Raw genomic sequence first — 9,222 nt, forward strand, 5'->3', positions numbered from 1 at the left:
GGGCGGCCCCGGGGGGGTGTGGGCCCCCCGTCCGCGCGGCGGGCCCTCCACCGGGGGGCCCCCGCACTGGGTGGGGGGCGCCGCCGGGCGCCCCCCCCCGCAACGCGCCCCCACGGTTCCCGGCGCTTGGGCGGGCGCCCCCACCCAGGGTCGCCCGGCCTCGCACCTCCGACCCCCATCGGGGGTGCGACAGTGCCTCCGCAGCCATCCCCCACGGTTGGGTGCGGCGGGCACATTCACCATGGTGCGCGATCTCCATGGACGGCCAGTGACAGGAGTATGTCCACTTCATGGCAGATCGCGGAGCCCGAGCTGGACCGCCGAGCCGGTGGTTCGTCCACGGGCCCGCCCGGTGTTCCGTCCAGTGGTTCGTCCGCGGGTGCTCCCGCGCGGGCCCGGTGAACGGTTCGTCCGCGTCCGGCCCCGCCGGGCCCGTACACCGCGTGCGTGTCGCTACCGCGGCGTAGGCTGGAGACCCCCGGCCGCTCGGCGTGCCGGGCCGTTCGCGTTGCCCCGGCGGGCCTTCGCCGCCCCGGGGCAGCACCAGCCACGGGACGAAGAAGAGACCCCAATGAGCCTGACCGGACTGCTCGATGTCGTCGCGCGGGACGCGGCGCTCGCCGAGGCGATCGGGGCGGCCACCGCCACCGGCGCCGCGGCCGGCGGCCGCCGACACCTGGACCTGGTCGGGCCGCCCGCCGCCAGGCCGTTCGCCATCGCCGCGCTCGCCCGTGCGCTCGCCGTCGCGGCGGCGGGGGACCGCGGCCGTCCGGTGCTCGCCGTGACCGCCACCGGCCGCGAGGCCGAGGACCTCGCCGCCTCCCTGCGCTCGCTGCTGCCGCCCGACGCGGTCGCCGAGTACCCGGCCTGGGAGACGCTGCCGCACGAGCGGCTGTCGCCCCGCTCGGACACCGTCGGGCGCCGGCTCGCCGTGCTGCGCCGCATCGTGCACCCGCGCGCGGACGACCCGGCGGCCGGTCCGGTCCAGGTGATCGTCGCCCCGGTGCGTTCGGTGCTCCAGCCGCAGGTGAAGGGGCTGGCCGAGCTGGAGCCGGTCGCCGTCCAGCGAGGGGAGTCGCACGACCTGGAGGAGGTCGCCCGACGGCTGGCCGCCGCGGCCTACGCGCGCGTCGAACTCGTCGAGAAGCGCGGCGAGTTCGCCGTCCGCGGCGGCATCCTGGACGTCTTCCCGCCGACCGAGGAGCACCCCCTGCGGGTGGAGTTCTGGGGCGACGACGTCGAGGAGATCCGCTACTTCAAGGTCGCCGACCAGCGCTCCCTGGAGATCGCCGAGCACGGCCTGTGGGCGCCGCCCTGCCGCGAACTGCTGCTCACCGACGACGTGCGGGCGCGGGCCGCCGAGCTGTCCGCCGGGCACCCCGGGCTGGCCGAGATCCTGGACAAGATCGCCGAGGGCATCGCGGTCGAGGGCATGGAGTCCCTCGCGCCGGTCCTGGTGGACGACATGGAACTGCTGGTCGACGTGCTGCCACTCGGCTCGGTCACCGTGGTCTGCGACCCCGAGCGGGTGCGCACCCGGGCCGCCGACCTGGTCGCCACCAGCCAGGAGTTCCTGCACGCCTCCTGGGTCGCCGCGGCGGCCGGCGGGGACCGGCCGATCGACCTGGAGGCCATCGACGTCTCCGCCGCCTCGCTGCGCTCGCTCGCCGAGGTGCGCGAGCACGCCGACGAGATCGGACTGCCGTGGTGGTCCGTCAGCCCGTTCGCGACCAGCGAGTCGGCGGTCGACGGCATCCTTGAGTTCGACGCGAACACGCTGACCCTCGGTATGCACGCCGTCGAGGCCTACCGCGGCGACACCGCGCGCGCGATCGCCGACGCCAAGGAGCGGCTGGCCTCCGACTGGCGCGTCGTCATGGTGACGGAGGGCCACGGGCCCGCCTCCCGGCTCGCGGAGGTGCTCGGCAACGAGGGCATCCCGGCCCGGCTCGTCGCCGACCTCGCCGACGCGCCCACCCGGGACGTCGTCCACGTCTCCTGCGGCTCGATCGAGCACGGTTTCGTCGACGAGGCCCTCAAGCTCACCGTCATCACCGAGACCGACCTGTCCGGCCAGAAGTCCTCCACCAAGGACATGCGCCGGATGCCCTCCCGGCGCCGCAACGCGATCGACCCGCTGGCCCTGGCCGCCGGCGACTACGTCGTCCACGAGGCGCACGGCGTCGGCCGGTACGTCGAGATGGTGCAGCGCACCGTCCAGGGCGCCACCCGCGAGTACCTGGTGCTGGAGTACGCCCCCGCCAAGCGCGGCCATCCCGGCGACCGGCTGTTCGTGCCGACCGACCAGCTCGACCAGGTCACCAAGTACGTCGGCGGCGAGGCCCCGACGCTGCACCGGCTCGGCGGCGCGGACTGGGCGAAGACCAAGCAGCGGGCCAAGAAGGCGGTCAAGGAGATCGCCGCCGACCTGATCAAGCTGTACTCGGCGCGCATGGCCGCGCCCGGCCACACCTTCGGCCCGGACACCCCGTGGCAGCGCGAGCTGGAGGACGCCTTCCCGTACGCGGAGACGCCGGACCAGCTGACCACCATCGCCGAGGTCAAGTCGGACATGGAGAAGTCCGTCCCGATGGACCGGCTGATCTGCGGCGACGTCGGCTACGGCAAGACCGAGATCGCGGTGCGCGCGGCGTTCAAGGCGGTGCAGGACGGCAAGCAGGTGGCCGTGCTCGTGCCGACCACGCTGCTGGTGCAGCAGCACTTCTCGACCTTCGCCGAGCGCTACGCCAACTTCCCGGTCACGGTGAAGGCGCTGTCCCGCTTCCAGACCGACAGCGAGGCGAAGGCCGTCCTGGAGGGCCTGTTCGAGGGCTCGGTGGACGTCGTCATCGGCACCCACCGGCTGTTCTCCGCCGAGACCAGGTTCAAGGACCTCGGCCTCGTGATCGTCGACGAGGAGCAGCGGTTCGGCGTCGAGCACAAGGAGCAGCTGAAGAAGCTGCGCGCCAACGTCGACGTGCTCACGATGTCCGCGACCCCGATCCCGCGCACGCTGGAGATGGCCGTCACCGGCATCCGCGAGATGTCCACCATCACCACCCCGCCGGAGGAGCGGCACCCGGTGCTGACCTTCGTCGGCCCGTACGACGAGAAGCAGATCTCGGCCGCGATCCGGCGCGAACTCCTGCGCGAGGGCCAGGTGTTCTACATCCACAACCGGGTCGAGTCGATCGACAAGGCGGCGGCCCGGCTCAAGGACCTCGTGCCCGAGGCGCGGATCGCCACCGCGCACGGGCAGATGGGGGAGACCCAGCTGGAGAAGGTCGTCGTCGACTTCTGGGAGAAGGAGTTCGACGTCCTGGTGTCCACCACGATCGTCGAGTCCGGCATCGACATCTCCAACGCCAACACCCTGATCGTCGAGCGCGGTGACACCTTCGGGCTCTCCCAGCTGCACCAGCTGCGCGGGCGGGTCGGGCGCGGGCGCGAGCGCGGCTACGCCTACATGCTGTACCCGCCGGAGAAGCCGCTCACCGAGACGGCGCACGAGCGGCTGGCCACCATCGCCCAGCACACCGAGATGGGCGCCGGCATGTACGTCGCGATGAAGGACCTGGAGATCCGCGGCGCCGGCAACCTGCTCGGCGGCGAGCAGTCCGGGCACATCGCCGGCGTCGGCTTCGACCTCTACATGCGGATGGTCGGCGAGGCGGTGGCCGAGTTCCGCGAGTCGCTCGCGAGCGGCGGCGGCGAGCCGGAGGAGGAGCCGCTGGAGGTCAAGATCGAGCTGCCGGTCGACGCGCACGTGCCGCACGACTACGCGCCCGGCGAGCGGCTGCGGCTGCAGGCCTACCGCTCGATCGCGGCCGTCAACTCGGAGGAGGACATCCAGCAGGTCCGGGACGAACTCGTGGACCGCTACGGCAAGCTGCCCGAGCCGGTGGAGAACCTGCTGCTGGTCGCGGCGCTGCGGCTGTACGCCCGGCGGTGCGGCATCTCGGACATCACGCTGCAGGGGGCGAACGTCCGGTTCGGGCCGGTGGAGCTGCGCGAGTCGCAGCAGCTGCGGCTGAACCGGCTCTACCCGCGCAGCCAGGTCAAGGCCGCGAGCCGGCAGTTGCTGGTGCCCCGGCCGAGCACCGGCCGGATCGGCGGCAAGCCGCTGGTCGGGCGGGAGCTGCTGGGGTGGTGCAGCGAGTTCCTGTCGGCGATGTTCGACGACCTGGCGGGGGCGAGGAAGTAGCGCCCGCGGGCGGTTGGTGCACGGCGGTCTCGGGCTCTGCCCGGGGCCGCCGTTTCGTTCGTGCGGGGGCGTTCGTGCGGGGGCCTTGGTGCGGCGGTGCGGCCGCGTTCGTGCGGGGCCGCCGCCGCGGTCGTCCACCCTGGCGTCGGGGTCAGCCGACCTTCCACTGGCCGACCTGGTTGGCGAAGCCGTTGTCCAGGGCGAACTGGACCTTGTCCAGCTTGACGCCGTCCGGGACCTCGAAGGTGACGAAGCCCTTGCCGGTCTCACCGGGGGCGATGTTGGTGGGGGTCTGGAAGGCCGGCCCGGCCTTGGTCTCCTCCAGGTTCGGGCCGTAGGCCTGGCCCTGGGTGTCCACGACCTTGGCGCTGCTGGCGGGGACCTCGCCGTACGCCTGGGCGCCGGTGGCCTTGATCTGGAACTGCACCGCGACGTAGTGCTTGCCGTCGGCCGGCTTGAGGTACTCGTTGGCGCTCTCGGCCGGGTCGACCACCTTCACCGCGACGACGTCGGCGGTGTTGGCCTTGTCCATGCCCTTGAGCGCGATGGTGTCGCCGATCTTTGCGGGCGCCTTGGGGGCGTCGGCGGGCTTGCTCGGCGCGGCGGGCGCGCCGGCCGAGGTGCCCGCGGCGGCCGGGGCGGTCTGCTTCGCCTCGGTGGAGACGGTGGTGCCGGTGGAGTTGCACGCGGTCGCGGTGAGGGTGATCAGCGCGGCGCCCAGCAGGAGGGCGGCGGAGCGGCGAGTGGTGGCGGACATGGCGGTTCTCCCGGTGATCGGTGGTCTTCCTGGCTGCCGCCCCTGTCCGGTGGCGACGAAGAAATCACACCACTTCGCTGTGAACGATGTCAACGGCCTTTCACGAAACATCTCTGTTCACGTGTGAACGCATGGATCGGAGGTGCTGGCTATGCTGTGTGGTCACACCCAGCCCGCAGTCCCTGTCCCCGTGCGACGTCGGAGGAGCCCCCGTGCCGGACCGAGCCGAAGTGACCGCCGTCGAGATCGCCCGGCTGGCCGGCGTCGGCCGCGCCGCGGTCAGCAACTGGCGCCGCCGCCACGCCGACTTCCCGCGCCCGGTCGGCGGCAGCGACGCCAGCCCGACCTTCGCCCTCGGCGAGGTCGAGGCCTGGCTGCGCGCACAGGGCAAGATCGCCGAACTCCCGCCCCTGGAGCGCGCCTGGCAGTTCGTCGACGCCCTCCGCGACCCGGCCGGCCACCCCGCCGCCCCGCTCGCCGAGGCCGGCACCCTCCTGCTCCTGCTGCACCGCGACCCCGACCGCTGGGCCGCCCTCGCCTCCGAGCCCGACACGCGCCTCGCGACGGCGCTCCCGAGGGCCGTCGCCGACACCGTCGTTCACACCTTCGACGCGGACGGCGCCGACCTCCTCGCTCTCCCCGGACTCCTCGGCAGCACCCAGCTCGACCTCGCCCGCCTGCTCGCCGCCCTCGCCGCAGACACCGGCGCCGCCGCGGTGTACGAGCAACTGCTCGCCCGCTACGCCGAGGCCAACACCCGCCAGCTCAGCTCCACCCCGCCCGAGGCCGCCGACCTGCTCGCCGCCGTCGCCGGCGTCCCCGCCACCGTGCTCGACCCGGCCGCCGGCCTCGGCGCCGTCCTGCTCGCCCACCCGCACACCACCGGCCGTTACGGCCAGGACGCCGACCCCGTCACCGCCGCCCTCGCCCGCCTCCGGCTCGCCCTGCACGCCCCCGCCGCCGAGCCCGGCCCGCTCCCGCTCGCGCTGCGCCCCGGCGACGCGCTGCGCGCCGACGCCTACCCCGGCGACACCTTCGAGGCGGTGCTCTGCCAGCCGCCGTACAACGAACGGGACTGGGGGCACGAGGAGTTGCAGTTCGACACCCGGTGGCCGGGCGGTCTCGTTCCGCCCCGCGGCGAGTCCGAACTCGCGTGGGTCCTGCACTGCCTCGCGCACACCCGCCCCGGCGGCCTCGCCGCCCTCCTGCTGCCCCCCGCCGTCGCCGGACGCCGGTCCGGGCGCCGCGTCCGCGCCGAACTCCTGCGCTCCGGCGCCCTGCGCGCCGTCATCGCCCTGCCGGCCGGCGCCGCCCCGCCGTACGGGGTGCCGCTGCACCTCTGGGTGCTCCGCGCGCCGAAGCCGGGGGACGACTTCCGCCAGGTGCTGCTGCTCGACGCCGGGTCGGCCCCGGTGGAGGGCGGGCGCGACAAGGTCGACTGGCCCGGACTGCGGCGGACCGTCGTCCACGCCTGGCGCGCCTTCGACCGGGCCGCCCGGGACGGCGAGCCGGTGCCCGCCGACGTCCCCGGCGTCCACCGGGCGATGGCCGCGATCGACCTGCTCGACGACGAGACCGACCTCTCACCCGCCCGGCACGTCCCGCCCGCCGCCCCGCTCGGCGGCGCCGCCGAACTCTCCCACCTCGGCGGGCGGTTGACGGAACTCCTGGCCGGCCTCGCCGATCCCGCCGCCCTCCTGCCCCCGCCCGGCGCGGAACCCGCCGCCGGCGTCGTCACCGTCGGCGAACTCGTGCGCGCCGGCGCACTGGAGGTGCACTCCTCCGGCACCGGCGCGACCACTCGCCCGGGCCCGGGCGAGGTGCTCGTCGTCACCGACCAGGACCTCGTCACCGGCAACCCGCCCACCGCCGCGCTCGCCGCCCCCGGCCCCGCCGGAGACCTCCGCACCCGCCCCGGCGACGTCCTCGTCCCCGCCCTCGGCGGCGGCCTCGCCCGCGTCGTCCCGGCCGAGGGCCCCCTCGTCGGCGCCGCCCTCGGCAGCCGCCTCCACCTGCTCCGCCCCGACCCGGCCGCCCTCGACGCCGAGTTCCTGGCCGGCCACCTCCGCTCCACCGCCGGCACCCGCCGCGCCGCGAGCCACGCCACCACGACCGCCCGCCTCGACATCCGCCGGGTCGAACTGCCCCGCCTCCCGCTGCCCGACCAGCAGCGTCAGGGCACCGCCTTCGCCCGCCTGGCCGCCTTCGCCACCACCCTCGCCCAGGCCGCCTCCCTGGCCCAGACCCTGACCCAGGCCGCCACCGATGCCCTGGCCACCGGCTCCCTGGCTCCCTGACCCCCGGCCCGCTCCTGCGCAGGAAGTCGGTCCGACCGACTTCCTGCGCGCCGGATGTCCTCGCGCCGAGCTGACGCTCCCTCTCAACCCTGTCTCCGGGAGGGACTCCGGGCGGTACCGTGTGCTCGGTCCGTCCGTCCTCACCAGCTCAGGAGCGCACATGGCAGGGCAGTACCCCGGGACGTTCGGACCCCCGCCCGGTGCCGCCGCCCAGCCGCCGGGCCGTCCCTCGGCCTCCGTCCGGGTGCTGTGCGCGCTCGTCCCGCTGCTGACGGCGGGCGTGTTCGGCCCGCTGCCCTCCCTCGTGCTGGCGATACGCCGCAGGCGTCCGTACGACATCGCGGGCGCCGTCGTCTACTGCCTGCTGCTCCTCACCATGGTCGTCTGCGCGGGCGTCGCGAGCGACACCAAGGCCTCGGCCGCGAACGTCATCGGCGAGATCGCCCTGGCCCTCCTCTGGCTCACCCCCACGCTGCACTACCTCGTGATGGACCGCCGGTCCCTCTGGGCGCCCGCCCCGTACGCCCCGTCGCCCGCCGCCCCGTACGGCGCGACCACGCCTGGCCACACCGCCCCGTCGCCCGCCGCCCCGTACGGCGCGACCACGCCTGGCCACACGGCCCCGTCGCCCGCCGCCCCGTACGGCGCGACCACGCCTGGCCACACGGCCCCGTCGCCCGCCGCCCCGTACGGCGCGACCACGCCCGGCCACACGGCCCCGTCGCCCGCCGCCCCGTACGGCGCGACCACGCCCGGCCACACCGCCCCGCCGCCCGCCGACGACCTGCGCGAACTCGGCGAACTCCTGCGCCGCCAGGCCCGCGAGGGCCGGTCGTGACCGTCGACCGCGTCATCGCGGGCCGCTACCGCCTCGCCGAGAAGATCGGCCACGGCGGCATGGGCCAGGTGTGGGGCGGCTACGACGAGCGCCTGGACCGCCCGGTCGCGGTCAAGCTGCTCCGCACCGACCACCTCCTGGCCGCCGGTCCCACCTCCGCCCCCACGGGCACCGAACAACGCCGCCACGGCGACGAGCTGCGCCGCCGCTTCCTGCGCGAGTGCCGGGTCACGGCCGCGCTGGACCACCCCGGGCTGGTCACGGTCTTCGACGCCGGGGAGGACGAGGGCGAGCTGTACCTCGTCATGCAGCGCGTCCCCGGGGTGAGCCTCGCCGACCTCATCGCCGAGGACGCGCCGTTCCCGATCGAGCGGGCGGTCGCCGTCGCCGCCCAGCTGTGCGCCGCGCTGGCCGCCGTCCACGCCGTACCGGTGGTCCACCGGGACCTCAAGCCCAGCAACGTGATGGTCCGCCACGACGGCCGTACGGTCCTGCTGGACCTCGGCATCGCCACCGCCCTCGACCCCGGCGCCACCCGCCTCACCCTCACCGGCGTGCCGATCGGCAGTCCGTCCTACATGGCGCCCGAGCAGGCGCTGGCCACCACCACCGACCCGCGCAGCGACCTCTACGCGCTCGGCTGCCTCCTGCACGAGATGCTCGCCGGCGAGGAGCCGTTCCGCGCGCCGACCGCGCTCGGCGTGCTGCGGCGCCACGTGGACGAGCCGCCGGTCCCGCTGCGCGACCTGCGGCCGGACGTACCGCAGCCGCTCGAACGCCTCGTCCTCGACCTGCTCGCCAAGCAGCCCGCCGACCGTCCCGCCGACGCCCGGCAGGTGTACGGGCGGTTGCTCCCGCTGCTGCCCGCGCCCGAGGCGGCCGCCCAACCGCGGTACGCGCCGCTGCCCGACCCCACCCGGCCGTACCGCTTCCCGCACCAGCCGCAGCCGTCGGCCGCCGGGCCGGTGCAGCAGCGGCCGGTGCCGGTGTCTGTGCCGGTGCCGCAGGCGCGGGGGGGGCCCCCCCCGCCGCCGGGGGCGGCGGGGGGGCCGGGCGGGACGGCCGGGCCGTCCGCCCCCGGCCCCGGCGCGGCGGGCGGGCGGGTCGCCGGCCGCGGGGCAGCCCG

General features: G+C 75.4%; 5 protein-coding genes. 4 read left to right on the top strand and 1 reads right to left on the bottom strand.

The window, feature by feature from the left end; translation table 11 throughout:
• Nucleotides 1-571 precede the first annotated feature (571 nt).
• Nucleotides 572-4,204, top strand: coding sequence for a transcription-repair coupling factor (gene mfd, locus ACFV4G_RS35185; RefSeq protein ID WP_380446258.1), 3,633 nt, complete (start codon nt 572-574; stop codon nt 4,202-4,204).
• A 151-nt stretch (nt 4,205-4,355) separates the two neighbouring features.
• Here mfd and ACFV4G_RS35190 read toward each other — a convergent pair whose 3' ends face one another.
• On the bottom strand, nt 4,356-4,961 hold the full coding sequence (locus ACFV4G_RS35190) for a DUF4352 domain-containing protein (protein WP_380446259.1): 606 nt from the start codon (nt 4,959-4,961) through the stop codon (nt 4,356-4,358).
• 212 nt (nt 4,962-5,173) lie between these two features.
• Between ACFV4G_RS35190 and ACFV4G_RS35195 the strand changes: the two genes are divergently transcribed.
• The 3 genes from ACFV4G_RS35195 to ACFV4G_RS35205 form a co-directional block, all read left to right on the top strand.
• Nucleotides 5,174-7,258: an N-6 DNA methylase gene (locus tag ACFV4G_RS35195; protein WP_380446260.1), complete on the top strand. Its 2,085-nt coding sequence runs from the start codon at nt 5,174-5,176 to the stop codon at nt 7,256-7,258.
• Nucleotides 7,259-7,418: 160 nt separating this feature from the next.
• Nucleotides 7,419-8,096, top strand: a complete 678-nt coding sequence (locus ACFV4G_RS35200) for a hypothetical protein (RefSeq protein ID WP_380446261.1) — start codon at nt 7,419-7,421, stop codon at nt 8,094-8,096.
• Between the two features lie 59 nt (nt 8,097-8,155).
• The coding region (locus ACFV4G_RS35205) for a serine/threonine-protein kinase (RefSeq protein ID WP_380446271.1) at nt 8,156-9,222 on the top strand (1,067 nt) is incomplete at its 3' end.

Origin of the sequence: Kitasatospora sp. NPDC059747 (assembly GCF_042732955.1) — a bacterium.
Lineage (GTDB): Bacteria > Actinomycetota > Actinomycetes > Streptomycetales > Streptomycetaceae > Kitasatospora.

Coding starts and splice junctions, on each gene's coding strand:
- mfd (WP_380446258.1), top strand. CDS start 572: ATGAGCCTGACCGGACTGCTCGATGTCGTCGCGCGGGACGCGGCGCTC.
- ACFV4G_RS35190 (WP_380446259.1), bottom strand. CDS start 4,961: ATGTCCGCCACCACTCGCCGCTCCGCCGCCCTCCTGCTGGGCGCCGCG.
- ACFV4G_RS35200 (WP_380446261.1), top strand. CDS start 7,419: ATGGCAGGGCAGTACCCCGGGACGTTCGGACCCCCGCCCGGTGCCGCC.